General features: G+C 66.8%; 26 protein-coding genes. 12 read left to right on the forward strand and 14 right to left on the reverse strand.

Annotated elements, in window-relative coordinates; translation table 11 throughout:
- The 13 genes from A3OK_RS0113220 to A3OK_RS0113285 all read right to left on the reverse strand — a co-directional run bounded on the left by A3OK_RS0113220 (nucleotide 1) and on the right by A3OK_RS0113285 (nucleotide 11,901).
- A complete protein-coding gene (locus A3OK_RS0113220; RefSeq protein WP_019905357.1) occupies nucleotides 1–867 on the reverse strand; it encodes a phosphatidate cytidylyltransferase in 867 nt (288 codons plus the stop codon).
- The gene (locus A3OK_RS0113225; protein WP_019905358.1) at nucleotides 867–1,712 is read right to left on the reverse strand and encodes an isoprenyl transferase; all 846 of its coding nucleotides are present in this window, start codon (nucleotides 1,710–1,712) and stop codon (nucleotides 867–869) included. The genes A3OK_RS0113220 and A3OK_RS0113225 overlap by 1 nt, the downstream gene beginning before the upstream one ends.
- Before the next feature lie 68 nt (nucleotides 1,713–1,780).
- Nucleotides 1,781–2,344, reverse strand: a complete 564-nt coding sequence (gene frr / locus A3OK_RS0113230) for a ribosome recycling factor (RefSeq protein ID WP_019905359.1) — start codon at nucleotides 2,342–2,344, stop codon at nucleotides 1,781–1,783.
- Between the two features lie 232 nt (nucleotides 2,345–2,576).
- Entirely contained in the window at nucleotides 2,577–3,299 is a 723-nt protein-coding gene (pyrH, locus tag A3OK_RS0113240) for a UMP kinase (protein WP_019905361.1), read from the reverse strand.
- A gap of 204 nt (nucleotides 3,300–3,503) precedes the next feature.
- Nucleotides 3,504–4,427: a translation elongation factor Ts gene (gene tsf / locus A3OK_RS0113245; RefSeq protein ID WP_019905362.1), complete on the reverse strand. Its 924-nt coding sequence runs from the start codon at nucleotides 4,425–4,427 to the stop codon at nucleotides 3,504–3,506.
- Between the two features lie 122 nt (nucleotides 4,428–4,549).
- Nucleotides 4,550–5,614, reverse strand: coding sequence for a 30S ribosomal protein S2 (locus A3OK_RS0113250; RefSeq protein ID WP_019905363.1), 1,065 nt, complete (start codon nucleotides 5,612–5,614; stop codon nucleotides 4,550–4,552).
- A 324-nt stretch (nucleotides 5,615–5,938) separates the two neighbouring features.
- Nucleotides 5,939–6,688: a 16S rRNA pseudouridine(516) synthase gene (locus tag A3OK_RS0113255; RefSeq protein ID WP_019905364.1), complete on the reverse strand. Its 750-nt coding sequence runs from the start codon at nucleotides 6,686–6,688 to the stop codon at nucleotides 5,939–5,941.
- A 28-nt stretch (nucleotides 6,689–6,716) separates the two neighbouring features.
- The gene (locus A3OK_RS0113260) at nucleotides 6,717–7,640 is read right to left on the reverse strand and encodes a methyltransferase (RefSeq protein ID WP_019905365.1); all 924 of its coding nucleotides are present in this window, start codon (nucleotides 7,638–7,640) and stop codon (nucleotides 6,717–6,719) included.
- Nucleotides 7,641–7,999: 359 nt separating this feature from the next.
- Nucleotides 8,000–8,989, reverse strand: coding sequence for a GTPase Era (gene era / locus A3OK_RS0113265; RefSeq protein ID WP_019905366.1), 990 nt, complete (start codon nucleotides 8,987–8,989; stop codon nucleotides 8,000–8,002).
- Nucleotides 8,982–9,794 (reverse strand): ribonuclease III, encoded by an 813-nt coding sequence (gene rnc / locus A3OK_RS0113270; protein ID WP_019905367.1) that lies wholly within the window; start codon nucleotides 9,792–9,794, stop codon nucleotides 8,982–8,984. The genes era and rnc overlap by 8 nt, the downstream gene beginning before the upstream one ends.
- An 11-nt stretch (nucleotides 9,795–9,805) precedes the next feature.
- Nucleotides 9,806–10,606, reverse strand: a complete 801-nt coding sequence (lepB, locus tag A3OK_RS0113275; RefSeq protein WP_019905368.1) for a signal peptidase I — start codon at nucleotides 10,604–10,606, stop codon at nucleotides 9,806–9,808.
- 60 nt (nucleotides 10,607–10,666) lie between these two features.
- Nucleotides 10,667–11,134 (reverse strand): holo-ACP synthase, encoded by a 468-nt coding sequence (gene acpS / locus A3OK_RS0113280; RefSeq protein ID WP_019905369.1) that lies wholly within the window; start codon nucleotides 11,132–11,134, stop codon nucleotides 10,667–10,669.
- Nucleotides 11,131–11,901: a pyridoxine 5'-phosphate synthase gene (locus A3OK_RS0113285; RefSeq protein ID WP_026597239.1), complete on the reverse strand. Its 771-nt coding sequence runs from the start codon at nucleotides 11,899–11,901 to the stop codon at nucleotides 11,131–11,133. The genes acpS and A3OK_RS0113285 overlap by 4 nt, the downstream gene beginning before the upstream one ends.
- A gap of 112 nt (nucleotides 11,902–12,013) precedes the next feature.
- Between A3OK_RS0113285 and A3OK_RS0113290 the strand changes: the two genes are divergently transcribed.
- The 3 genes from A3OK_RS0113290 to A3OK_RS0113300 all read left to right on the forward strand — a co-directional run bounded on the left by A3OK_RS0113290 (nucleotide 12,014) and on the right by A3OK_RS0113300 (nucleotide 13,523).
- Nucleotides 12,014–12,388: a PH domain-containing protein gene (locus A3OK_RS0113290; protein WP_019905371.1), complete on the forward strand. Its 375-nt coding sequence runs from the start codon at nucleotides 12,014–12,016 to the stop codon at nucleotides 12,386–12,388.
- Between the two features lie 71 nt (nucleotides 12,389–12,459).
- Nucleotides 12,460–12,723: a PepSY domain-containing protein gene (locus A3OK_RS0113295; RefSeq protein ID WP_026597240.1), complete on the forward strand. Its 264-nt coding sequence runs from the start codon at nucleotides 12,460–12,462 to the stop codon at nucleotides 12,721–12,723.
- A gap of 134 nt (nucleotides 12,724–12,857) precedes the next feature.
- Complete coding sequence (locus tag A3OK_RS0113300) at nucleotides 12,858–13,523, forward strand: MgtC/SapB family protein (RefSeq protein ID WP_019905373.1); 666 nt, start codon at nucleotides 12,858–12,860, stop codon at nucleotides 13,521–13,523.
- 4 nt (nucleotides 13,524–13,527) lie between these two features.
- Here the strand turns inward: A3OK_RS0113300 and A3OK_RS0113305 are convergent, their stop codons facing one another.
- Complete coding sequence (locus A3OK_RS0113305) at nucleotides 13,528–15,324, reverse strand: methanol/ethanol family PQQ-dependent dehydrogenase (protein ID WP_019905374.1); 1,797 nt, start codon at nucleotides 15,322–15,324, stop codon at nucleotides 13,528–13,530.
- A 353-nt stretch (nucleotides 15,325–15,677) separates the two neighbouring features.
- Here A3OK_RS0113305 and rpsF point away from each other — a divergent pair, with 353 nt between their 5' ends.
- The 9 genes from rpsF (at nucleotide 15,678) to purF (ending at nucleotide 25,366) form a co-directional block, all read left to right on the forward strand.
- The gene (gene rpsF, locus A3OK_RS0113315; RefSeq protein WP_019905376.1) at nucleotides 15,678–16,145 is read left to right on the forward strand and encodes a 30S ribosomal protein S6; all 468 of its coding nucleotides are present in this window, start codon (nucleotides 15,678–15,680) and stop codon (nucleotides 16,143–16,145) included.
- Nucleotides 16,146–16,148: 3 nt separating this feature from the next.
- Nucleotides 16,149–16,430, forward strand: a complete 282-nt coding sequence (rpsR, locus tag A3OK_RS0113320) for a 30S ribosomal protein S18 (RefSeq protein WP_018045049.1) — start codon at nucleotides 16,149–16,151, stop codon at nucleotides 16,428–16,430.
- Nucleotides 16,431–16,623: 193 nt separating this feature from the next.
- Entirely contained in the window at nucleotides 16,624–17,670 is a 1,047-nt protein-coding gene (locus A3OK_RS0113325; RefSeq protein WP_019905377.1) for a DUF2232 domain-containing protein, read from the forward strand.
- Between the two features lie 69 nt (nucleotides 17,671–17,739).
- On the forward strand, nucleotides 17,740–18,303 hold the full coding sequence (rplI, locus tag A3OK_RS0113330) for a 50S ribosomal protein L9 (protein ID WP_019905378.1): 564 nt from the start codon (nucleotides 17,740–17,742) through the stop codon (nucleotides 18,301–18,303).
- Nucleotides 18,304–18,610: 307 nt separating this feature from the next.
- Nucleotides 18,611–20,098: a replicative DNA helicase gene (locus A3OK_RS0113335; RefSeq protein ID WP_019905379.1), complete on the forward strand. Its 1,488-nt coding sequence runs from the start codon at nucleotides 18,611–18,613 to the stop codon at nucleotides 20,096–20,098.
- Nucleotides 20,099–20,238: 140 nt separating this feature from the next.
- A complete protein-coding gene (gene alr, locus A3OK_RS0113340; RefSeq protein WP_081631249.1) occupies nucleotides 20,239–21,348 on the forward strand; it encodes an alanine racemase in 1,110 nt (369 codons plus the stop codon).
- A gap of 138 nt (nucleotides 21,349–21,486) precedes the next feature.
- The gene (gene radA / locus A3OK_RS0113345) at nucleotides 21,487–22,917 is read left to right on the forward strand and encodes a DNA repair protein RadA (RefSeq protein ID WP_019905381.1); all 1,431 of its coding nucleotides are present in this window, start codon (nucleotides 21,487–21,489) and stop codon (nucleotides 22,915–22,917) included.
- A gap of 179 nt (nucleotides 22,918–23,096) precedes the next feature.
- Nucleotides 23,097–23,696 carry a CvpA family protein gene (locus A3OK_RS0113350; RefSeq protein ID WP_019905382.1) on the forward strand — a complete coding sequence of 200 codons (600 nt, stop codon included), beginning with the start codon at nucleotides 23,097–23,099 and terminating at the stop codon, nucleotides 23,694–23,696.
- Between the two features lie 179 nt (nucleotides 23,697–23,875).
- The gene (gene purF, locus A3OK_RS0113355) at nucleotides 23,876–25,366 is read left to right on the forward strand and encodes an amidophosphoribosyltransferase (RefSeq protein WP_019905383.1); all 1,491 of its coding nucleotides are present in this window, start codon (nucleotides 23,876–23,878) and stop codon (nucleotides 25,364–25,366) included.
- Nucleotides 25,367–25,370 lie beyond the last annotated feature (4 nt).

The raw sequence follows: 25,370 nt of genomic DNA on the forward strand, positions 1-25,370 counted from the left end.
TCAGAGCACGGCCAGGCGGTGTGCGACGAGATAGAGGCCAGCCAGCACGGCCACGGCAAAGAAGCCGTCGAGCCGGTCCATGACACCGCCATGGCCCGGAATCGAACGGCCGGAATCCTTCACGCCGTAGCGCCGCTTGAGCGCCGATTCGGCGAGGTCGCCGGCCTGACTCAGGATCGATGCGACGGCGCTGGTGACGGCGACCACGACGAGGGGTGCGTTCGCGAGCGTGCTCCAGCCCTCAGAGCGGGCGACGATCACCAAGCCGGTTCCGGCGGCGATGCCGGCCGCCAGACCGCCGAGGGAGCCGGACCACGTCTTCTTGGGGCTCACCGAGGGCATCAGCTTCGGTCCGCCGAAGGTACGCCCGGTGATGTAGGCGACGATGTCGGTGGACCAGACCACGGCGAACATCCAGGCCGGGCCGAAGATGCCGATGGCGGGATCGTCGCGCAGGGCCGGAGGAACCAGGGCCAGCAACGCCGCGCTGAAGAAGCCAATGGCGACACGGCTGCGCCCGGCGGAATCCCGGACGGTCACGAGAAGGGCGACGAGACCGAGCGCAGCGACCGCCAGCCAGACCAGGGGCGGGGCATCGAGGCGAAGACAGAGGGCGAGGCCGGACAGGGCGAGGGCCGTGAGCACCACGACGCCCCGGACCGGTGCGATCCGGCTGATCATGATCCATTCCCCGGCGGCGACGATGCCGGCGATGAGCCAGATGGCCGCAAAAGCCCAGCCGCCCACGAACAGCGTGGTGAGCACGATGGTCGCCAGCACGATGGCCGACGCGGTACGAAGCTGAAACTCGCGGCCGCCGAGGGGGCCACGCCGCGGCGCGGGGGCCGCTTCGCCGGGCGCGATCATCACCCGGCCTTGCCGCTGAGGCCGCCGAAGCGGCGGTCGCGACGATGATACTCGTCGATGGCCGCATGGAAGCAGGCGTGATCGAAATCGGGCCAGAACTCGGGCACGATCACGTACTCGGCGTAGGCCGTCTGCCATGTCAGGAAGTTCGACAGGCGCTGCTCGCCGGAGGTGCGGATCACGAGGTCCGGGTCGGGGATGCCGGTGGTGTCGAGCGCCTGGGTGATCGCTTCGAGACCGATCTCGGCGGGGCTCATCCGTCCGTCGGCCACCGCCTGGGCCAGGGTCCGCACCGCCCGCAGGATTTCCTGCCGGCCGCCGTAATTGAACGCGATGACGAGGGTGAGCCCGGTATTGCCGCGTGTGCGCGCCTCGGCCTCGTCGAGCAGTCCCGCGATGTCGGCGCTGAGGCCCTCGCGCGCGCCGATGATCTTCACCCGCACATTGTTGCCGTGAAGCTCGGCGAGGTCGCGCCGCACGAACAGCTTCAGCAATCCCATCAGGTCGGCGATCTCGGCCGGCGGCCGGCGCCAGTTTTCCGAGGAGAAGCTGTAGATCGTCAGGTAGCCGATACCGAGTTCGATCGCGGAGCGGACGGCCCGACGAACCGCCTCGACCCCGCGGCGATGCCCCTCGACGCGCGGCAAGCCGCGGCGCGCGGCCCAGCGACCGTTGCCATCCATGATGATGGCCACATGGGCCGGGGGGGCCGGACGCGGGGCGGGAGCCGGGCCGGACCCCGTCGTCGCGGGATCGCGCGTGGCGAGGCCGACCGTGACGCTGGCGGCCTCCCTATCCCCGGCCGCAGATGCCCCGATCTGACGCGCGCCCTCTGAGCGACCCAACGCGCTTCTCCCCGTCCCTGATTCCGTCAATCCCACACGCGTCCGAGAACTCGGATCTATCCGAGAACTCAAACCTGCATGATTTCCTTTTCCTTCGAGGCGAGCACGCCGTCGATCTCGGCGATGTGCTGGTCGGTCACCTTCTGCACTTCGGTGGCCTGACGCTTCTCATCGTCCTCGCTGATGGCGCTGTCCTTCTCGAGCTTCTTGAGATGGTCGAGACCGTCGCGGCGGACGTGGCGGACCGCAACGCGGGCCTCCTCGGTATATTTATGGGCGACCTTGACCATTTCCTTGCGGCGCTGCTCGTTCATCTCGGGCACGCGCAGGCGGATGGTCTGGCCCTCGGTCTGGGGGTTGAGGCCGAGGTCGGATTCACGGATCGCCTTCTCCACGGCAGCGACCATGCTCCGGTCCCAGACCGAGATCGAGAGGAGGCGCGGCTCCGGAACGCTGACCGTGGCGACCTGAGCCATCGGCATCGAGGACCCGTAGGCGTCGACATTGATGGGATCGAGGATGCTGGGGGTCGCGCGTCCGGTGCGCAGTGAACCGAGATCCTTCGACAATGCGCTGACGGCGCCTTGCATCCGGCGCTTGATGTCGTTCAGGTCGAACTCTGGGGTCGCCATACTGTGTGTCCCGACGATAATTAGGGAAAAGTGCGTCGGGCCGCCGGGGCCCGTGCGTGCGGCCTCAATGAACCAAAATCCGATAGGTCGCAAATGGCGTTCGCGCCCGCGGCGCCCCAATTTGATGGCTCGAGCGTCCCGATCGAACGGTTCGGCGCATCGGGGAGCATCACGGGCATCGCACGCGGCGAGCCATGACGGTCTCCGCTCCGCCTAGGCGACTGCCCTCTCGTCAGGGCACCACATGCGTCGAAGGCGCATTGCCGGTGAGGATCGCCGTGACCGAACTCGGGGCATGGATCGAGCCGACGACGATGGAGATGCGGCTTTCGCGGGCAAGCGCGAAGGCCGCGGTATCCATGATCTTGAGATCGCGGGCGATGGCGTCGTCATGGGTGAGGCGGTCATAGCGCAGGGCGGACGGATCCTTCTTCGGATCGGCCGAGTAGACGCCGTCGACCTGGGTCGCCTTCAAAACGGCCCCGCAGCGCAGCTCGGCAGCGCGCAGGACGGCGGCGGTATCGGTGGTGAAATACGGGTTCCCGGTGCCCCCGGCGAGGACCACCACTTGACCCTTATCGAGATGGTGCAAAGCCGGCTGCCGCGCATAGGTCTCGCAGATGGTCGGCATCGACACGGCGGACATCGTGCGTGCCGGTACGCCCGCGGCATTGAGCGCCGTCTCGAGGGCGAGGGAATTCATCACGGTGGCGATCATGCCCAGCGAATCGCCGGTGGCGCGATCGATCCAGCCCGCCGATGAGATGCGGGCGCCCCGGATCATGTTGCCGCCGCCAACCACGAGGGCGACCTGAAATCCCGCCTCGAGCGTCTTCGAGATGTCCTCGGCGAGGGCAGCCAGCAGCGGCGGATGCAGCCAGTATCCATCCGGGGCGGCCAGGGCTTCACCGGACAGTTTCACGAGCACGCGGCGAAACGGTTTGGTCTCAGGCATGGCGCCAGTCCCCTCAAGCACCGGCGCAAGGCCGAACGATCCAATGGCAAGCGTCCGCTGTCTATCGCAATGCGGTCGCGCAGGTCGAGGGGCAGGACGACTCTCGCACGACAAACGAGAACGGGGCACGACAAACGCGAACGGGCGGCGGCATCGCTGCCGCCGCCCGTCTCGAGGGAAGTCCGAATCGAAGGGCCGACCGTCTCAGCCGCGTGCGGCAGCCGCGACTTCGGTGGCGAAGTCGGGGGCCTCTTCCTTCTCGATGCCCTCGCCGAGCGCGTAGCGCACGAAAGCGGTGAGCTTGACCGGCGCGCCGGCCTTGCCCTCGGCTTCCTTCAGCACCTGGGTGATCGTCTTCGAGCCATCATGGACGAAGGGCTGCTCGAGGAGGGTGACCTCCTTGTAGTAGCTCTTCAGGCCGCTCTCGACGATCTTGGCGAGCACGTGGTCCGGCTTGCCGGCGTTCTTCTCGCGCAGGATGTTGCTCTCGCGCTCCAGAACGGCCTGGTCGACGCCGGCCGCATCGAGGGCCACCGGGTTCGTGGCGGCGACGTGCATGGCGATCTGGCGGCCGAGGGTCGAGAGAACCTCGACGTCACCCTCGGATTCGAGAGCCACCAGCACGCCGATCTTGCCGAGGCCGTCGGCGACCTGGGCATGGACGTAGGAGGCGATGACGCCCTTGGTCACATCGAGCTTGGCGACGCGGCGCAGGGTCATGTTCTCGCCGATGGTGGCGATGAGGCTGGAGAGCGACTCCTTCACCGTGGTGGAACCACCGGGGAAATGAGCGGATTCGAGGCCTTCGAGCGAGCCGTCCGTATCGAGGGCGAGCTTGGCGGCCTGCCGGGCGAAGGCCTGGAAGCTGTCGTTGCGCGCGACGAAGTCGGTCTCGGAATTGACCTCGACGATGGCGGCGTGATGGCCCGACGATTCGACGGCGACGAGGCCCTCGGCGGCGACACGACCGGCCTTCTTGGCAGCCTTGGCGAGGCCCTTCTTGCGCAGCCAGTCGACGGCGGCTTCGATATCGCCATCCGTCTCGTTCAGCGCGCCCTTGCAGTCCATCATGCCCGCGCCGGTCTTTTCGCGGAGCTCTTTCACCAATGCGGCGGTGATGTTGGCCATGGCGAGTCCTCTCTTCGGGTCTGTCTCAAATGATAAAGGAGCCCGACGCTAGGGTGAGCGCCGGGCTTCGTGGATTGGTTCGACGTCGGCGGCGGCATCCCGTCAAAGGGATGCCTGTGCGATCAGGCGGTGGCGGCAGCCTCGGCGAAGCCACGGGCCTGGTCGACCCAGCCGTCGCGGCTGATGCGGCCGTTGAGCTTCAGGTCGGCATCGACCTTGGCGACCTCGGCATCGCTCATCGCAGCGATCTGCCAGTAATGGTAGACGCCGGCATCGTTGAGCTTCTGCACGATCTGCGGACCGGCGCCGTGGAGCTTGGACAGGTCGTCCGGAGCGCCGCGGGGAGCGGAGAGCAGCTCGAAATGCTCGGTGGATTCCACGAGAGCGGCCACATCGGCCTGATCGAGGGCACCGGACTCGACCGAGAGGGCGGCCTGCTCGGTGGGGATTTCCTCGGCAGCGGGGGCCTCGGAGGCGCCGAGATCGATACCGCTGGAACCCTGACCGCGGGAGATGCCGTCGAGGGCGGCGCGGGCGATGAGGTCGCAGTAGAGCGAGATCGCGCGGCCGGCATCGTCATTGGCGGGAACGACGTAGGTGATGCCGTCCGGGTTGCAGTTGGTGTCGACGATGGCCGCCACCGGGATCCCGAGACGCTGGGCCTCCTTGATCGCGAGCTGCTCCTTGTTGGTGTCGATCACGAACAGCAGGTCCGGCACGCCGCCCATGTCCTTGATGCCGCCGAGCGCCTTCTCGAGCTTGTCCTTCTCACGGGACAGCATCAGGCGCTCCTTCTTGGTGAGGCCCTGGCCACCACCTTCGAGGGTCTCGTCGACCTTGCGCAGACGGGCGATCGAGCCCGAGATGGTCTTCCAGTTGGTCAGCATGCCGCCGAGCCAGCGGGAGTTGACGTAATACTGGGCCGAACGCTTGGCGGCTTCGGCGATCGTGTCGGCGGCCTGACGCTTGGTGCCGACGAACAGCACGCGGCCGCCCTTGGCGACGGTGTCGCTCACGGCCTGAAGCGCCTGGTGAAGCGCCGGCACGGTCTGGGCCAGATCGATGATGTGGATGTTGTTGCGGGTACCGAAGATGTAGGTCTGCATCTTCGGGTTCCAGCGGTGAGACTGGTGTCCGAAATGGGCGCCCGCCTCGAGGAGCTGACGCATCGTGAAATCAACGGCCATGATCGTGTTCTCTTCCGGTTGATGCCGCCGCGGAGGAAGCGATCGAGTCCTCGAAAGAGGAACGACCACCGGAAACGCCTCATTCAGGCATGAGGCCGGCTCCGCGTGTGGAATGGGCGGGGCCTTAGCAGAGGATATCCGCCGAGGCAAGATGATCGAAGGTGGGTGGAGAATGGCATCCGGGATCGGTCAGTGGGCAAAACCGCGGATGGCGCGGGGCCAGAGCACGCTCCCCGGGTCTCGCCACACCTCCCCGTCCGAGCTCGGCATCCCACCTCGCCCTGACGTCGTCTCACCGACAATGAAGCGAGGCGCGTGACCGAATCAGACTGCGGAAGCCTCGCCGAAGATCGCTCCGATCTCCGCCTCCGTGAGGATCCGGTACGCGCCGGCCTCCAGATCGGACGGCAATGTCAGGCCGCCGATCCGGTCGCGATGCAGAGCGGTGACGTGGTTGCCGAGTGCCGCGAACATGCGGCGGACCTGATGGTAGCGGCCCTCGTGGAGGGTCACGACCACATGGGTCTCGTCCTCGACCTCCATCTCCGCCGGCAGGAGAGGCTTGTCATCCCCTTCGAGGAGCATCGACCCGCTTCCCAGCACCATTACTTCGTCGCCCTTGAGAGGACGGTCGAGGGCGACGCGGTAGCGCTTGGCCACGTTCGATTTCGGCGAGATCACCCTGTGCAGCAGCGCCCCGTCATCGGTAAGGAGGAGAAGGCCGGAGGTTTCCTTGTCGAGACGGCCGATGGTGGACAATGCCGGATCGCGGCGACGCCAGCGCTCGGGAAGGAGCCCATAGACCAGCGGACCCGCCTCCTTGTGCGAGCAGGTCACGCCGAGGGGCTTGTGCATCATCAGGGCGAGGCCCGGCGGCGGGTCGAGGGATTCGCCGTCCACCGTCATGCGACCGGACAGGTCGGGCGTCACCGGGATTCGCTGGTTCGCGTCGCGCAACGGCGCGCCGTCGAGCACGATGAGCCCCGCCTTGGCGAGAAGGCCGATCTCCCGGCGCGAGCCGTAACCGAGATTGGCCAGCAGGCGATCGAGCCTGAGACTCGGGCCCTTGCTCAACGACGGACACTCAACTGACGGCAGACGCTCACTTGCGCGCTTCGTAGATCTTGTAGCCACCGGCGGAGGCTTTCAGCGTGACGGCCTTGAACGCGGCCTTCAGCGGCGCCTCGTAGGGCAGGTGCGCATTGGCGGTGAGCCAGAGCGTGCCGCCGGGGCGCAGGGTCTCGGCGGCGCGGCGGATGAAGACCTCGCCGAGGAAACGGTCCTCGATCCCGCCATCGTGGAAAGGCGGGTTCATCACCACGAAGTCGAGGCGCTCCAGGGCGACGTCGGCCGAGCGGATGTCGGCCCAGCGGATATCGGCGCGCGGATCACCGACATTGCGTCGGGCCATCTCCACGGCGCGCCGGTCGATGTCGATCAGGGTCAGTGCCGTCACCCCCTGGGAGGCGAGGACGGCGCGGGCGAGGATTCCGATGCCGCAGCCGAAATCGGCGCCACGGCCGGACAAGGCCGGAAGATTCGCGAGAAGCAGGGCCGTGCCCGGGTCGAGCCTGTCCCAGGAGAAGACGCCGGGCTGCGTGCACAGAGCGAGATTGTCGATGTGCCGGGGACCGCCTTCCTGGATCACCTCGGCGAGATCGATGATCGCGGCCGGCCGGGCGACATCGCAGATGCGATGATGGCGCTTGGCCGTCTCCGCCGGCTCGCAGCCGAACTCCTTCAACTCGCGGCCCAAACGGGCGCCGCCCTTGTCCTTCGGCGCCAGCGCGCGCAGCCGTCCGCCGGGACGGAGCGCGCGCAGCGACAGCGACAGCGCGTAGCGGCGCTCGATCGTCCCAGCCGGCGCCAGCATGGTGACGCTCTCGAGGCTGCCTTCGGCGATGTCCTCGAGGCGCACCGATCCCGGGATCAGCGGCGACAGTTGGGCCGCACCGGCGGAGACTTCGGCGAGTTCGACAGGAGGAGAACCATAGACGGCATCCGGGACGGTTGAAGCAGACATCATGACGAATCCGGCGCGACGGCGCGCGCGCCTCGAGGGTCAGGGCGTTGGGAGAAGAAGATCGGGTGCCACGACTCGACATGGAGCCCGGCTCCGCGATTGGTAGCCGGCGATGGCCTTCATGGAAAGGCTATCTTCGCCACATCCGATAAATTTGGAAAATCGAGCGAATCGGTTGGCAACACCGTGTCAAGTCATTGCCAACCTCCGTGAGGCAGAATTCCGCAGAATAGGCTGTCCACTTTAACTTACGTTTGGAGAAAGCCGATGTTCTGCAGAACGATACTCACGTTTATGCGGCAGCGCAGCAAGAGACACGTATCCGATACGTCGAATCATGTTGTGCCGCGTCAAGGACACATCTATCCGCGCGGGAATTCGAGCCCCATTTCACGATAGCGCGCCGGGTCGTCGGCCCAGTTCTCGCGCACCTTCACGTGCAGGAAGAGGTGGACCGGCTGCTCGGCCGCCTCGGCGATCTCGCGCCGTGCCGCCTGCCCGATCGCCTTGATGGTCTGGCCGCCCTTGCCGAGGACGATGGAGCGCTGACTCTCACGCTCGACGAAGATGGTCTGCTCGATCCGCACGGAGCCGTCGTTCTTCACCACCCACTGGTCGGTCTCGACGGTGGAGCGGTAGGGCAGTTCCTCATGAAGGCGGTCGTAGAGCTTCTCGCGCGTGATCTCGGCGGCGAGCATGCGGATCGGCGCGTCTGAGACCTGATCCTCGGGATAGAGCCAGGGACCGGCCGGCATCATCTCGGCGAGCGTCCGCCTGAGAGTGTCGATGCCGTCGCCGTTCAGGGCGGAGATCATGAAGGTGTGCGCGAAGGCGATGCGCTCGTTGAGCGAGGCGGCGAGCGCCAGCAGCCGGTCGCGCGGGATCAGGTCGATCTTGTTGAGGATCAGGGCCTTGGGGCGGCGCACATCCGGCAGACGGGCGAGAATTGCCTCGACCTCCTCGGTGACGCCCTTGCGCGCATCGACCAGGAGGCAGATCGCGTCGGCATCGGCAGCACCACTCCAGGCGGAATGCACCATCGCCCTGTCGAGGCGGCGCTTCGGCGCGAAGATGCCGGGCGTGTCCACCAGGATGATCTGAGCCTTGCCCTCCATGACGATGCCGCGCACCAGCGCCCGCGTCGTCTGGACCTTGCGCGAGACGATGGAGACCTTGGTGCCGACGAGGCTGTTGAGCAGCGTCGACTTGCCGGCATTGGGCACGCCGATCAGGGCGACGAAACCGGCGCTCGCATCGGCGGGCATGACCGGCAGCGGCTTGATCTCGGGCAGGACCCCGGTCTCGGGAAGGCCGTCTTCGTCGTCGTCGATATCGTTATGGTCGTCAGGCATCGGGGCTGCTTTCTTCACCGACGTCCGCCGACGTCTCCATATCGTGTCGCGGATTCATATCATCTTGCGGGCCTGCGCCGTGAACCTCGCGGTCGAGGACGAGGCGAGCGGCCTCCTGCTCGGCGAGACGCTTCGAGGGACCGGTACCGTATCCGGGTTCCAGGCCCTCGACCCGCGCGGCGATCCGGAAGACGGGGGCATGGTCCGGGCCGGAACGCTCCACCACGTCATAGACCGGAATCGGCAGGGCGCGGCCCATGGCCCATTCCTGCAGCGCCGATTTCGCGTCGCGCCCGCGCGGCGCCGCCGTGTCGGTGCCGGGCGCGAAGGCCGCATCGACGATGGCTTTCGCCGCCGCATACCCGGCATCGAGGAAGACCGCGCCGAGAATCGATTCGCAGGCATCGGCCAGGATCGTCTGGTTGCGCCGCCCCCCGCTCTGGATCTCGCCGGGGCCGAGGGCGAGATGGGGTCCCACATCCCAGGCCGTCGCCACCGAGGCGCAGGTCTCGCGACGCACGAGGCCGGCGAGGCGCCGCGACAGGTCGCCCTCGTCCGCAAGGGGGAAGGCCTCGTAGAGCAGGTCGGCGATGGCGAGACCGAGCACCCGGTCACCGAGGAACTCGAGGCGCTGATAACTTCCGATCCGGCCGCCGCCACCGGCCTTGCTGACATGGGTCAGAGCCAGGGACAGGAGGGTCCGATCGGAGAAAGCATGGCCGATCCGCTCCTCCAGCACGCTCAGGGCGGGCTTGGGTCGCGGCGCGCGGCGCGCCCGGCTGGAAGGACGCGCCTCCTCATCCACGCTCGGATTTCCTAGTGGATGCTGCTGAAGATGCGGCCCCACCGCACCTTCGCCGGCCATTGCCAGATCTGCCAGGCCGGCGTGCCCTCGTCGATGGAGAAGAAGATCATCTCCGCGCGGCCGACGAAATTCTCGAACGGCACGAAGCCGACATTGGCGAGATCGCGCGAATCGGTGGAATTGTCGCGGTTGTCGCCCATCATGAAGAACCGGCCGGGCGGCACCAGGTAGGGCTCGGTATTGTCCCAGTAGCCGTTGTCGCCCTCGCGCTCGATCACCTGATGCACGACGCCGTTCGGCAGGGTCTCGGTATATTGCTCGACCTTCGTCTCCTCACCGTAGGGCCCGGTGGTCTCGTAGGGAGCGATGCGCTCGCGCTTCACCGCCACGTCGTTGATGTAGAGGATGCCGGCCTTCATCTGGATCTTGTCGCCCGGCAGGCCGATCACGCGCTTGATGTAGTCGGTTGCGTTGTCCTTCGGCAGCTTGAACACGGCGATGTCGCCGCGCTTCGGCTCCGCCGCCCAAACCCGGCCATCGGCCTTGAAGGGCAGGTACTCGCTGAGCGGCAGCGAATACTTCGAATAACCGTAGGAGTATTTGGACACGAACAGGTAGTCGCCCACCAGCAAGGTCGGCACCAGCGATCCGGACGGAATGTTGAAGGGTTGGAAGAGCAGCGTCCGCACCACGAGAGCGATCAGCAGCGCCTGGACGCCGACCTTGACCGTCTCCTTGATGCTCGCCCAGGCGCCGGTATCGGCCGCCCTCAGGTCTCGCTTCGTCTGGTGATCCACGCGCGCTCGTTCCATCTGTCTGCAATCTCCGGCTCGACGCGCGAACCCGATCGACTGTCGGCGGTGACCGGCGGTCTAGACCATGCGGTCGGGTGCCGCAACGCGAGCGGTGGTCGGCTCAGCATCCGCCATCGGGGACGACGGAGGCGACGGCAAGGCCTCGATGATCACGAATGCTTGCGCCATCGGCGGATCGTCCGTAAGCGTCACGTGAATCCTGGGGCTATGTCCGGCGGGCATCATCGCCTGGAGGCGCTCGGCCGCGCCGCCGGTGAGGCGCATGGTCGGTGCCCCTCCGGGCAGGTTCACCACCTCCATGTCGCGCCAGAACACGCCGTGGCTCATGCCGGTGCCGAGCGCCTTGGCGCAGGCCTCCTTGGCGGCGAACCGCCTCGCATAGGACGGCGCGCGGGCGGCACGGGCCTGCGATTTCGCGCGCTCGCCGTCGGTGAAGATCCGATGGGTGAAGCGCTCGCCGTATCGCTCGATCGAACGCTCGATCCGGCGAATGTCGCAGAGGTCGGAGCCGATGCCGACGATCATGCCGCGGCTCCCGACCGTGCCCGGTCCATCGCCGCGCGCATATCGCGGATCGCCTGATCCAGCCCCCGGAAGATGGCCTCGCCGATGAGCGAATGGCCGATATTGAGCTCGGCGAGTTGCGTCAGGGCCGCGACCGGGCCGACGCTGTCGAGGGCGAGACCGTGGCCGGCATGGACCTCGAGGCCGATGCGTGAGCCGTAGGTGGCAGCCCGCGTGATGCGCGAGAGCTCATGCGCCACCCGCGCGCTGTCGCCCTCGGCGACGGCTTCGCAATAGCTCCCGGTGTGAAGCTCGACGACGGGTGCCTTCAGGCCCAACGCCGCATCCATCACCGCCTCTTCGGGCTCGACGAACAGCGAGACGCGGATGCCGGCGGCGGACAGGGCGGCGATCCGGGGGGCGAGATGGGCCGCCTGCCCGACGATGTCGAGACCGCCCTCGGTGGTACGCTCCTCACGTTTCTCCGGCACGAGGCAGGATGCATGCGGCCGTAACCGGGTCGCAATGCCGACCATCTCGTCGGTGGCGGCCATCTCGAAATTGAGAGGCACGGTGAGCCCCGCCATCAGCGCTTCGATATCCGCGTCACGGATATGCCGACGGTCCTCGCGCAGATGCGCGGTGATTCCGTCGGCACCGGCCTCCACCGCGAGCTGCGCCGCGCGGACCGGATCGGGATGAATGCCGCCACGGGCGTTCCGCACGGTCGCGACGTGGTCGATGTTCACACCGAGACGAAGGGGAACGAAAGCTTTGACGGACATCATGCGGCTCCGGACGACAGGCGCGTCCCGCGAGGAAAGGCGTTCGGCGGGCGATGCGACCCGCCCGGCTCGCTCCTAGATAAGGGCAGGGCGGCATTTTCGGGATAGCGACGCGATGGGAATTCTCGACGGCCTGTTCGGCCATGGCAGCGATCTGTCTGCGCAGGAGGTGAGCGACACGCTCGCGGGCGTTCTCACTCAGGGTGAAGCCGTGCAGGTCGCGTTTCGGGTGATCCGCGACCTCATCGTCTTCACCGACCGGCGGCTGATCCTCGTCAACAAGCAGGGCGTGACCGGACGCAAGGTCGCCTATATGACCGTGCCCTACCGCGCGATCACCTGCTTCTCGGTCGAGACCGCGGGCAGCTTCGACTTCGATTCGGAATTGGCGATCTGGGTCTCCGGCCGGCCGGAGCCGATCAGGAAGACGCTGAAGCGGGGCGCCGACATCCTCGGAATCCAGCAGGCGATCGCGGCTTCCCTCAGGTGATTCTTCGCAGGAACCGGCCCGTACGAACGAAGTTCTGTCGGTAGACGGCAAACGAAACTTCGGAGGAATCGATGAAAGCCTTGAAACCCGTAATGCTCGCTCTTCTGCTCACCGCCGGCTCGGCCGGCATCGCCCTTGCCGACAAGCCGGGCGCCGATTGGATGCCGGCCGAGCAGGTCAAGCAGAAGCTGATGGCCGCCGGCTATACGGACATCACCGAATTCGAGGCGGATGACGGCCATTGGGAAGGCGAGGGGATGAAGAACGGCGTGAAGATGGAGTTCCATGCCGATCCGAAGACCGGCGCGATCCTTTCCGAGAAGCCCGACAAATAAGTCTGGCAACGGGCAAACAGGCTTGGCAGTCGGCGCATAGCCTGGCTGCGGGCAAATAGCCTGTCCGCGGGATTGTCGGCGCCGATCTCCATCCCTAGGACCGGCCGACATCATCGGGACGGGCGAGGCAGCGGGTGATCAGCAACATCGACATCCTGGGCCGCCTCGTGCTCGCGGCGCTGCTCGGCAGTGCCGTGGGCTTCGAACGCGAGCGCCTCGTCTGGGCGGCGGGCATGCGGACGCACATGCTGGTCTGCGTCGGTTCCTGCCTCATCGTCATCGTCTCGGCCTTCGGGTTCTCGGACATTCTCGGCACGCCGAACGTCACCCTCGATCCCTCGCGCATGGCGGCGCAGGTCGTGTCCGGCATCGGCTTCCTCGGCGCTGGCACGATCATGCTGCGCGGCGAGATGGTGAAAGGGCTCACCACCGCAGCCGGCCTCTGGGCCGTCGCCGCCATCGGGCTCGCAGCCGGAACCGGTCTCTACGTGGCGGCGACCGCCACCACCGTGATCGTGCTCCTGATCCTCGCCGGCGTGAAGCCGCTGGAGGAGCGCTACCGCGAGCGGACCCAGACCCGCACTCTCACGATCACGGCCAAGCGCGGTACGATCACCATCGAAGGCTTGCGCGGCATTTCAGGATCCTACGCCTCCCGCCTCGTGCAGTTCGTGGCACAGCCGACGCTGGAAGACGGCATCGACACGATCGACGTGTCTTACGTGCATATCCCGGCAAAGAGCTTCCAGGAGATCGCGGCGGCGCTCCGCTCCCGCGATGGGGTGACGAGCGTCTCGTGAGGCGTCAGTCCCGGGATTTGGGCAGGGGCAGGGATTCCGGCAGAGCGAAGACGGTCAGCTGCCCTCCCAAAGCCGTGTAGCGCGACAGGCCGGCATAGCCGCCGACGGCGCCGGCACCGTCTGCCGGATCGGTCAGGCCGGCCGCGAGACCGATTCCAGCCCAGCCGCCGACGCCCGACAGGACGGCAACGTATTGCCGGCCGCGATGACCGTAGGTCGTCACGTTGCCGATGATGCCGGACGGCGTCTTGAACCGGTACAGTTCCCGGCCGGACCGTGCATCGACCGCCTTCAGGTAGCCTTCCAGTGTGCCGTAGAAGACCACGTCGCCCGCGGTGGCGAGAGCACCCGACCAGACCGAGAACGGCTCGGTGTTCGACCACTCGACTCTACCCCTGACGCCGTCCCAGGCTATGAACCGGCCGGTCTCGGGATCGCCCTCATGCGGCTGCAGGGAAACGGTGGCGCCGACGAAGGGAATGCCAGGGGTGTAGGTGACCTGGAACGGCTCGTAGCTCATGCAGATGTGGTTGGTGGGCACGTAGAACAGGTGCGTCTCCGGCGAGTAGGCCGCCGGCGCCTCGTTCTTGGCGCCGATGGCGCCCGGGCAGATCCCGGTCGTGGTCTCGTCCTCGTCCTTGGCTTCCGGCGAGTAATGCGGATCGACCAGCGGGCGACCGTAGTTCTTGGAGCCCTTGTCCATGTCGACCTTGGAGGCCCAGTTCACCACCGGATCGAATTTTTCCGCCACCAGCAATTCGCCAGTGCTCCGGTCCAACGTATAACCGAAGCCGTTACGGTCGAAGTGGGTGAGGAGCGGACGTGTCCGGCCGTCAACCTTCTGATCCGTGAGGATCATCTCGTTGATGCCGTCGTAATCCCACTCGTCGTGCGGGGTCATCTGGTAGACCCACTTGGCCGCACCCGTGTCGGGGTTACGCGCCCAGATGGTCATCGACCACTTGTTGTCGCCCGGACGCTGCTTGGGGTTCCAGGTCGAGGGGTTGCCCGAACCGTAATACATCAGGTCGAGCTTGGGATCGTAGGAGAACCAGCCCCAGGTGCAACCGCCGCCCGTCTTCCACTGATCGCCTTCCCAGGTCTTCAGCGAGGAATCCTTGCCGACCGGCTTGCCGAGAGACGTCGTCTTCTCGGGGTCCATGATCATGTCGGCATCGGGGCCCTGGGAGTGGCCGCGCCACACCTTCTTGCCCGACTTGGCGTCGTAGGCGGTGACGTGGCAGTTCACGCCGAACTCGCCGCCCGAGATGCCGACGATGATCTTGTCCTTCACCGGAAGAACCGTCGCGGTGTTGGTCTCGCCCTTCTTGGGGTCGCCGTTCACCACGGACCAGTTCACCTTGCCCGACTTCGCGTCGAGCGAGACGACGGTCGTGTCGGCCTGGTGCAGGATGATCGCGCCGTCGGCATAGGCCAGGCCACGGTTCACCGTGTCACAGCACATCACCGGGATCACCGACGGGTCCTGCTTGGGCTCGTACTTCCAGACGATCACGCCGTCCTTGTCGAGATCGAGGGCGTAGACGATGTTCGGGAAGGGGGTGTGGACGTACATCATGTTGCCGACGACGAGAGGAGAACCCTCGTGGCCGCGAAGAACGCCCGTCGAGAACGTCCAGGCAACCTGCAGCTGCTTCACGTTGCTGGCGTTGATCTGGTCGAGCTTCGAATAGCGCGTGTTGGCGTAATCGACCGTCTGAAGAACGGGCTCGTCGGCGAAAGCCGGACCCGACGCAGAGAGAGAGAACAGGAGAAGTGCGGCTCGGTTTCCGCCTCGCATCGGCGATCCTCGACATGGCATGGGCGCTTTCCAGCGGCTCCTCTATCATCGGAAGCGGCTCGGTTCTCTGGCCTCCTTGTCGCTGCGGTCGTCGCGATCATCCTTGCCATCCCGCCCGAACTCGTCTATGCGCCGCACCTCGCGTTCGCTCCGGCTGGGGGCTGAACGGACGGTGCCGATTCCATCGGTATGCGGAGTTCGCTCCATCGTCCCGTGTCTCCGCCTTCGATCAACCGCTCGGGCCTTCAAACGGCTCGAAGGGCTTGGCGCCGGGTGAAACGCGTTGAACCGGCCCGACGATCGACATCCGCACATCCGTGCCGTCGGGCCCCTTTTGCTATGAAGGGCCCGTTATGCCTCTTTATGAACACGTCTTCCTGGCGCGCCAGGACGTGACGGCCCAGCAGGTCGAGACCATGGTCGAGACCTACAAGGGCGTCATCGAAGCCAATGGCGGCAAGGTCGAGAAGATCGAAATGTGGGGCGTCAAGTCCCTCGCCTACCGCATCAAGAAGAACCGCAAGGCGCATTTCACGCTCCTCAACGTCGACGCCCCTCCGGCGGCCCTCGCCGAGATGGAGCGCCAGATGCAGATCTCCGAGGACGTCCTGCGCTTCATGACCGTCCGCGTCGAGGAACTCGAGTCCGAGCCGTCGGCGATGATGCAGAAGCGTGACCGCGACGACCGCAAGGATCGCGAGCGCGGCCGTCGTCGTGACGAAGACGGCTTCGGTGGTGGTGGATTCGGTGGCGACCGGGACCGGGGTGACCGCGGCGATCGCGGCGACCGTCCCGAGCGCAGCTTCGGCGGGGAGAACTAAGCCATGGGTTTCGGTGCTGGACCTGGTGCGGCTCCTGCCGCTGGTGGCGGTGCGGGTGGCGGACGTCGTCCGTTCTTCCGTCGTCGCAAGACCTGCCCCTTCTCGGGCGCGAATGCGCCCAAGATCGACTACAAGGACGTCAAGCTCCTGTCGCGCTACGTCTCCGAGCGCGGCAAGATCGTGCCGTCGCGCATCACCGCGGTGTCGGCCAAGAAGCAGCGTGAACTCGCCCAGGCGATCAAGCGCGCCCGCTTCCTCGGTTTCCTCCCCTACGTGATCAAGTAACGCTTCGTCCTGGCCCGGCATCGCCGGGCCAGGACTACCGCCGCCAGTGCGGCGGTGTTCAGTCGCGCTCGCTCGGCCTTCGGCAGCAGGCGTTTTTCGTTCCGGCGCTCGTCATGTGACGCCGGAAGTCGTTGGGGCGACGTGTTTCGCCTCTAACCCTGCCCTTTCCAGGGACAGCGGGACAGCGGAATCGATGGCACAGTTTCTCGGTATCGGCATCGGCGCGGGACTCGTCTCCGCACTCCTCTTCGGCGTCCTGCTGAAGGGCACGATGCTGTCGATCGTCCTCTACCTGCTCGCCCCGCTCCCGATTCTGATCGTGGGCCTCGGCTGGAGCCACAAGGCCGCCCTCGTCGCCGCCGTCACGGGAGCCGTCGCGCTCTCCTTCCTTCAGCCCTTCCTCGGCCTCGGCTTCCTCGCCTATCTGGCGCTGCCGGCCTGGTGGCTCGCCTATCTCGCGCTGCTCGGCCGCCCGAACGCCGACGGTACGATGGAATGGTACCCGACCGGGCGACTCCTCGCCTGGACCGCTGGGACGGCGGGCCTCGCCTTCGTCGCCATCGCGGTCATCGCCTCGCCGAACTACGATACCTTCCAACGCCAGATTCGCGAGATGTCGCGCATGCTGGTGAAGACGCAGGGGCAGGCCCGCCCGAAGCCTCCCGCCGCCGCGCCGGCCGAGGCGCCTTCGACGCCGCCCGGGACTCCTTCGACACAGGCAGAGACTCCTTCGACGCCGGCAGAGCGCGAAGCGACGCCGCCCGCCGAATCCGGCACCGACCAACAGAACGCGGTCGCGGACGCCATCGCGGCGATCGCCCCCGGACTGGCGACGCAGGGCCTCGCCGTCCTCCTGACCTTCTATCTCTGGGCCGCCGCGCGGATCGTCCGGATCTCCGGCCGCCTGCCCCGGCCCTGGCCGGACATCCCGTCCACGACGATGCCGCGCCCCGTTCTCGGCATTCTCGCAGGGGCTTTCGTCCTCGCATTGGTACCCGGTTATCCGGGCGTGCTCGGAATAGCCCTCATCGGCGCGTTGACGGCGGCCTTCGCCATTCAGGGGCTCGCCGCGTTCCACGACCGCAGCCGTGGCCGGCCCGGCCGCCTCGCCCTGCTGTTCGGGCTCTACCTGATCCTGTTCTTCACGCAGGGCGTCGCCCTGCTGGCCCTGACGATGTTCGGCCTCGCCGACACCGCCTTCAACCGGCGCCGTTCCAAGGAGGACGCCGGACGAGCCTGATCCCCGTTTTCCGCGTCTCGCGGGCGGGACTTTCCCTTCACCCCAACCACTTCAACAAGGACTGAGATCATGGAAGTCATCCTCCTCGAGCGCGTCGCCAAGCTTGGCCAGATGGGCGAGACCGTGAACGTGAAGCCGGGTTACGCCCGCAACTTCCTCCTCGCCCGTGGCAAGGCCCTTCGCGCCACCGCCGGCAACAAGAAGCATTTCGAGACGCAGCGCGCGCAGCTCGAAGTCCGCAACCTGGAGCGCAAGACCGAGGCGCAGGCCGTCGCCGAGACCCTCGAGGGCAAGAGCTTCGTCCTGATCCGCCAGTCGGGCGAGACCGGCGTCCTCTACGGTTCGGTCTCCACCCGCGATCTCGCGGAAGTCGTCACCGCCGAGGGCTTCACGGTCAATCGCGACCAGTTCGCCCTCAACCAGCCGATCAAGACGCTCGGCCTGCACACCGTGCCGGTGGTGCTGCACCCCGAAGTCGAGGTGACCATCACCGTCAACGTCGCGCGTAGCCCCGAAGAGGCTGAGCGTCAGGCCCGCGGCGAATCGACCACCGAGCGCGAGGCGTTCAACCTCGACGATCTCGGCCTGGAAGTCGGTGCGGCCCTGGCCGAAGCCGGCGACGACCGCGAATAAGCTGCCCGCGAGAGCGGTGGACAACGGGGATCGTCGCCCTCGGGGGTTGACTGGTTCTACATTTGTTCCAGCATGGCGCCTGTCATCCCGCGAGGGGTGGCAGGCGTTTTTCGTTTCGCAACCGGCGCGCGCTTCCTCTGACCCGACCACTCCGTCCTAAGGTGGTCGCGCTGGAGACGCGGAGGACGCGACGCGCGAATCGGCTAAGGCTTGGCTAACCATGCCTGGGTCATGGTCGCTGGATAACGGAGTGGCGCGGCGACGATCGCCGCGCGGTGTCGAAGAAGTCGGAGCCTCGAGTCAGCCCATGGCCCTGCCCAACGCCCTGACGGCAAACCTCCAGAGCGTCACGCAGGAATTCCGCGTCGCGCCGCATAACATCGACGCGGAGCAGGCGCTTCTCGGCGCGATCCTCGTCAACAACGACGCCTATTACCGGATCTCGGACTTCCTCCTGCCCGAGCACTTCATGGAGGATGTCCACCGCAAGATCTTCGAGGTCGCCGCCTCGCTGATCAAGGTCGGCAAGCTCGCGACCCCGATCACGCTCAAGACCTATCTCGGCGATGCCGATCTCGGCGGCCAGACGGTGATGCAATACCTCGCGCGCCTCGCGGCCGAGGCCACAACCGTCATCAATGCGGGCGATTACGGCCGCACCATCTACGACCTCGCCATCCGCCGCCGGCTGATCACCATCGGTGAGGACCTCGTCAACGGTGCCTACGAGGCGCCGGTGGAATCCTCGCCCCGGGACCAGATCGAGGGGACCGAGCGCCGGCTCTACGAGCTCGCCGAATCGGGCAAATACGATGGCGGCTTCCAGAAATTCTCGGATGCACTCACCACCGCCGTGGACATGGCGGCCAAGGCCTACCAACGCGAAGGCAAGCTCTCGGGCATCGCCACCGGGCTCGCTGATCTCGACGCCAAGATGGGCGGGCTGCAACCGTCGGATCTGATCATCCTCGCGGGCCGCCCGGCCATGGGCAAGACCTCGCTGGTGACCAATATCGCCTTCAATGTCGCCAAGGCCTACCGGGGCGAGAAGCAGCCCGACGGGCGGATCGAGACCAAGAACGGCGGCATCGTCGGGTTCTTCTCCCTCGAAATGTCGGCCGAGCAGCTCGCCACCCGTATCATCGCCGAGCAATCGGGCGTGCCGTCCTACAAGATCCGCCGCGGCGACATCCGGCCGGAGGATTTCTACAAGATCACCGATGCCGCCCGCGACATGCAGACGATCCCGTTCTACATCGATCAGACCGGCGGCATCTCCATCGCGCAGCTCGCCGCCCGCGCCCGGCGATTGAAGCGGCAGAAGGGCCTCGACCTCCTGATCATCGACTACCTGCAGCTGCTCTCCGGCTCGGGAAAGCGCAGCGACAACCGCGTGCAGGAGATGACCGAGATCACCACCGGCATGAAGGCGCTGGCGAAAGAGCTGGCGGTGCCGATCATCGGCCTGTCGCAGCTCTCGCGTCAGGTCGAGAACCGTGAGGACAAGCGGCCACAGCTCTCGGACCTGCGCGAATCCGGCTCAATCGAGCAGGATGCCGACGTGGTGATGTTCGTGTTCCGCGAGGAATACTACGTCAACAACAAGAAGCCGCGCGAAGGTACCGAGGAGTTCTTCGCCTGGGAGGCGGAGATGAACCGCGTTCACGGCAAGGCCGAAGTCATCCTCGGCAAGCAACGCCATGGCCCCACCGGCACTGTGGAATTGCAGTTCGACGCCAACATCACGCGATTCTCGGATCTGGCGAGCGAGGATCGCATGCCCGCCCGGATGTGACCGGCATCTCGTCCGGCACGAAGGTCGCTTGCCTGCCAGCCGAATCGACCGTGCGGAAGCGCCCGTGCTATCGCGCGGCCTCTCGACACCACATATCCGGCGGGGAAAGACCGATCACCGCGCTCAAGCGAGACAATGCGATGGCGATCATCGACGCGGAGGCCGCCGCTTACGGCGCACGCCTCACCATCGATCTCTCGGCCATCGCCGAGAACTGGCGCCGGCTCGGCGCGCAGGCGCCTCACATTCCCTGCGCCGCCGTGGTGAAGGCCGATGCCTATGGCTGCGGCCTCGCCGAGGTCGCACCGGTCCTGTGGCGGGCCGGCTGCCGGACGTTCTTCGTCGCCCATGCCAGCGAGGCAATCATCGCCCGGTCGGTCCTGCCGGACGCCGTCATCTACGTCCTGAACGGCCTGATCCCCGGCGGCGGGCCGGCCCTGATCGCGCACGATCTGCGTCCGGTGCTCGGATCACGCGAGGAGCTCGACGAATGGGCGGCCCTCGGTGCGGAAGCCGGCCGGCCGCTCGCCGCCGCCCTCCATGTCGATACGGGGATGAACCGGCTCGGTCTCACCGTGAGCGAAGCCCTGGCGCTCGCCGGCGACCCCATCCTGGCGCGTGCCGAGATCGACCTGCTGATGAGTCACCTCGTCAGTGCCGAACGGCCGGACGAGGCGGTCAACCGGCGCCAATGCGAGGCGTTCGGGCGGGTTCTTCGCGCTTATCCGGGCATTCCGGGCTCCCTCGCCAATTCCTCCGGCTGCTATCTCGGCGCAGGCATCGCCAACGACCTGCTCAGGCCGGGCTACGCCATCTTCGGCGGCAACCCGACCCCCGGTCGGCCGAACCCGATGCGGCCGGTTATCCGCCTCGAAGCGTTGATCGCCCAGGTCCGCGACGTGGAGGCCGGGGATAGCGCCGGCTACAACGCGTACTGGACCGCAGCCGGCCCGAGACGGCTCGCCACTCTCTCGGTCGGCTATGCCGACGGCTATCCGCGCGCGGCGAGCGGGCGCGGCCATGCCCTCGTCGGCGGGGTGCCCTGCCCTATCGTCGGCCTGATCTCGATGGACCTCATCATCCTCGACGTCACCGATGCGCCGGCCGCCCGACGCGGCGAACCCGCCATCCTGATCGGCGATGCCCTTGATGTGGACAGCGTCGGGAGAGCCGCCGGCACGATCGGCTACGAGATCCTGACCAATCTTGGTTCTCGTTATGTTCGCCACTATGTAGAGACCATCGACTGAACCGACCGACGCGTCATCCTGCGACGCACATGATCCCGAGACGCCCTTGTCGGTGGCCTTCTCAGGAAAGAGCCAGGTCGGATCGGCGAACGACGCTGCCCGGTCTCGTCGAGCGGCGATCCATTTCCCAGGGCAAACATGGCCAAGATCCACCAGACCTTCGTCTGCCAATCCTGCGGCGCCGTCTACAATCGCTGGCGCGGTCGCTGCGAGGCCTGCAACGGCTGGAACACCATCGTCGAGGAGACGGGGGCGTCGGGCCCGCAGGCGGGGCCGGTCAAGACACGACCCAGCCGGGCACATGGCCGGATCTTTCCGCTCGAGGGCCTGACCGGTGAAGCCCGCGAAGCGCCGCGCATCCCCTCCGGCATCGGCGAGCTCGACCGGGTGACCGGAGGCGGCTTCGTGCGCGGCTCGGTGATCCTGCTCGGTGGCGATCCGGGCATCGGCAAGTCGACCCTGCTGATGCAGGCCACCGCCGCCATGGCGCGAACCGGCGAGCGGGTGGTCTACATCTCCGGCGAGGAGGCGGTGGCGCAGGTGCGCCTGCGGGCCGAGCGCCTCGGCCTGTCGAGCGCAGCCGTGGATCTGGCCGCCGAGACCAATGTCGAGGACATCGTCGAGACTCTCAGCCAGGGCCGCCCCCCGGCCCTGGCCATCATCGACTCGATCCAGACCATGTGGACGGAGACGGTGGAATCGGCCCCCGGTACGGTGACGCAGGTCCGCTCCTCGGCCCAGGCCCTGATCCGTTTCGCCAAGACCACCGGCACGGCGGTGATCCTCGTCGGGCACGTGACGAAGGACGGGCAGATCGCCGGTCCCCGCGTCGTCGAGCACATGGTCGATGCCGTCGCGTCCTTCGAGGGCGACCAGGGCCATCATTTCCGCATCCTGCGCGCGGTGAAGAACCGCTTCGGCCCCACCGACGAGATCGGCGTGTTCGAGATGACCGATCGCGGTCTCGCTGAGGTGCCGAACCCCTCCGCCCTCTTCCTCGCCGGCCGCGATCATGCCGCCCCGGGCACGGCCGTGTTCGCCGGCATGGAAGGCACCCGTCCGCTGCTGGTCGAGATCCAGGCACTGGTGGCACCGTCGTCGCTGGGCACGCCGCGCCGTGCGGTGGTCGGCTGGGACCCCAACCGCCTGTCGATGGTGCTCGCCGTCCTCGAGGCGCATGGCGGCATCCGCCTCGGCACCCACGACGTCTATCTCAACGTCGCCGGGGGCCTGCGCATCGGCGAACCGGCGGCCGACCTCGCGGTGGCGGCCGCCCTGGTCTCGTCGCTCTCGGGCGCGGCGCTGCCGGCCGAGACGGTCTATTTCGGCGAGATCGGCCTCTCCGGCGCGATCCGCCCGGTGGCACAGGCGCCGTCGCGGTTGAAGGAAGCCCTGAAGCTCGGCTTCGCCAAGGCCGTCACGCCGCAGGGGCGCAACGAGAGCGGCGACGGCTCCCTGCCGACGGAGGCCCTGCGCCATATCGCCGACCTCGTGGCCGGCATCGCCAGCAATGCACCGAAACGCGGACGGCCGGAGCGCAATCCGCCGCGCTACGAGGACGACGAGTGAAGCGAGATCGGCAGACCGGCTACGGAGGATCGTGCCGGTCCTGGTCCGTCCACGATTCAAGTCCCGCGTACCGGAGGGTGACGGCCGAGTTTCCGCACGATATACAGGCGCGGCGGCGAGGGGGAGCCGCACGAGCAGGCCATAATCAGCCCCTCTGCCCCGTGCGACCGTAGCGCTCTATGCCGTTTTCCGTTCTCGATCTGGCCGTTCTCGGCATCGTCGTCATTTCGGCCCTGTTGGCGGCCGTCCGTGGAGCGACGCGCGAGGTTCTCGCCATCGTCGCCTGGGTCGCCGCCGCCGCGGTCGCCTGGAAGCTCTACCCCCTGCTGCTGCCGACGGTGAGCCAGCACGTCTCCAACGCCACCGTTGCGCTGGTGGCCTCGATCGCCACCATCTTCCTCGGTACGCTGATCGTCGTGTCGATCATCACCGTGAAGGTCTCCGACATGATCCTCGACTCGCGCATCGGCGCGATCGACCGGTCCCTCGGTTTCGTCTTCGGTGCAGGGCGCGGCTTTCTCATCTGCGTGATCGGCTGGGTTTTCCTGGCCTGGCTCGTCCAGGGCAAGATGCCGGATTGGGCAGCCCAGGCGCGCACTCGCCCGATGCTCGAAAAGTCGGGAGATGCGCTGGTGGCTCAGCTGCCGGAAAACCCGGAAGGGTTCCTGAAGCAGCTCAAGAGGCCGAAGGCCGACGCACCGGTGGACCCTGTCGAGCCGGTCGGCGAAGGCGATGCGGCACCTGCCCAACGCCGGTCGGAGGCACCGGCTCGGCGCTGACCTTCTCACGCAGCGAGTCTGATCTGCGTGGCACGCCGCTTGGTTACGGGACGAAGGCCGACTAAATGACGGCTTCTTGCAGTCGGCGGCCGTCGTCGTAAAACGGTCGCACGATGCAAGCCGGTCCGTGGCGATGCCGAACTCGGCAACGGCGGGCAACCTTAGGATCGCAGAACCAGATGTCAGCACGCAGCGCGAGCGCCCGCCATTCGGTCGACGTGGTGGATGGGCTGGACCGGGACGGAGACACGCTACGCGAGGAGTGCGGCGTCTTCGGCATCTTCGGCCATCCGGACGCTTCGGCGATCGTGGCACTCGGCCTTCATGCCCTCCAGCATCGAGGCCAGGAAGCGGCGGGCATCGTCTCGTTCGACGGCCACATCTTCCATTCCGAACGCCGCCCCGGCCTCGTCGGGGACTCGTTCTCCGACCGGTCGACGATCGAGCATCTCGAAGGCTCGGCCGCCATTGGCCACGTGCGCTACTCGACGACCGGCGGCACGATCCTGCGCAACGTCCAGCCGCTCTTCGCCGAACTCGCCAGCGGCGGCCTCGCGGTGGCCCATAACGGCAATCTGACCAACGCGCTCTCGATCCGCCGCGATCTCGTCCGTGACGGTGCGATCACGCAGTCGACCTCCGATACCGAGGTGATCCTGCACCTCGCGGCCCGCAGCCGCGCGCCGCTCATCGTCGAGCGCTTCACGGAAGCGTTGCGTCAGGTCCAGGGCGCCTATGCCATCGTTGCGCTCACCAACAAGAAGCTCATCGGCGCCCGCGATCCGCTCGGCATCCGGCCGCTGGTCATCGGCGAGCTCGACGGCCGCTACATCCTCGCCTCCGAAACCTGTGCCCTCGACATCATCGGCGCGAAGTTCATCCGCGACGTGGAGAACGGCGAGATCGTCGTCATTTCCGAAGACGGAATCGAGTCGATCCGGTTCGCACCGGCGCAAGCCATGCGCCCCTGCATCTTCGAGTACATCTACTTCGCCCGGCCGGATTCGGTGGTGAACGGCAAGAGCGTCTATGCCGTCCGCAAGAATATCGGCCACGAGCTCGCCCGCGAATCCGCCACTGCGGCCGACGTGGTGATCCCCGTGCCGGATTCGGGCGTGCCCGCGGCGCTCGGCTTCGCACAGGAGACCGGACTGCCCTTCGAGATGGGCATCATCCGCAATCATTATGTCGGGCGCACCTTCATCCAGCCGACGCAATCCGTGCGTGAACTCGGCGTCCGGATGAAACATTCGGCCAACCGCGCCGTGGTGGAAGGCAAGCGCATCGTCCTCGTCGACGACAGCCTCGTGCGCGGCACCACTTCGGTGAAGATCGTGCGGATGATGCGCGAAGCCGGCGCCAGGGAAGTGCATTTCCGCATCGCCTCGCCGCCGATCACCTATCCGGATTTCTACGGGATCGACACGCCCGAGCGCGAGAAGCTGCTGGCCGCGACCCACGATCTCGAAGGCATGCGCCGCTACATCGGAGCGGATTCCTTGGCCTTCCTCTCGATCGGGGGGCTCTACAAGGCCATGGGCGAGGAGAGCCGGAACGAGGCCTGCCCGCAATATACCGACCATTGCTTCACCGGCGACTACCCGACCGGCCTGACCGATCTCGCCATCGCCGGTCCGAAGCGCCTCGCGATGCTCGCCGAAGCGGATTGATCCG

This window comes from Methylobacterium sp. 77, assembly GCF_000372825.1.
Classification (GTDB): Bacteria; Pseudomonadota; Alphaproteobacteria; order Rhizobiales; family Beijerinckiaceae; genus Methylobacterium.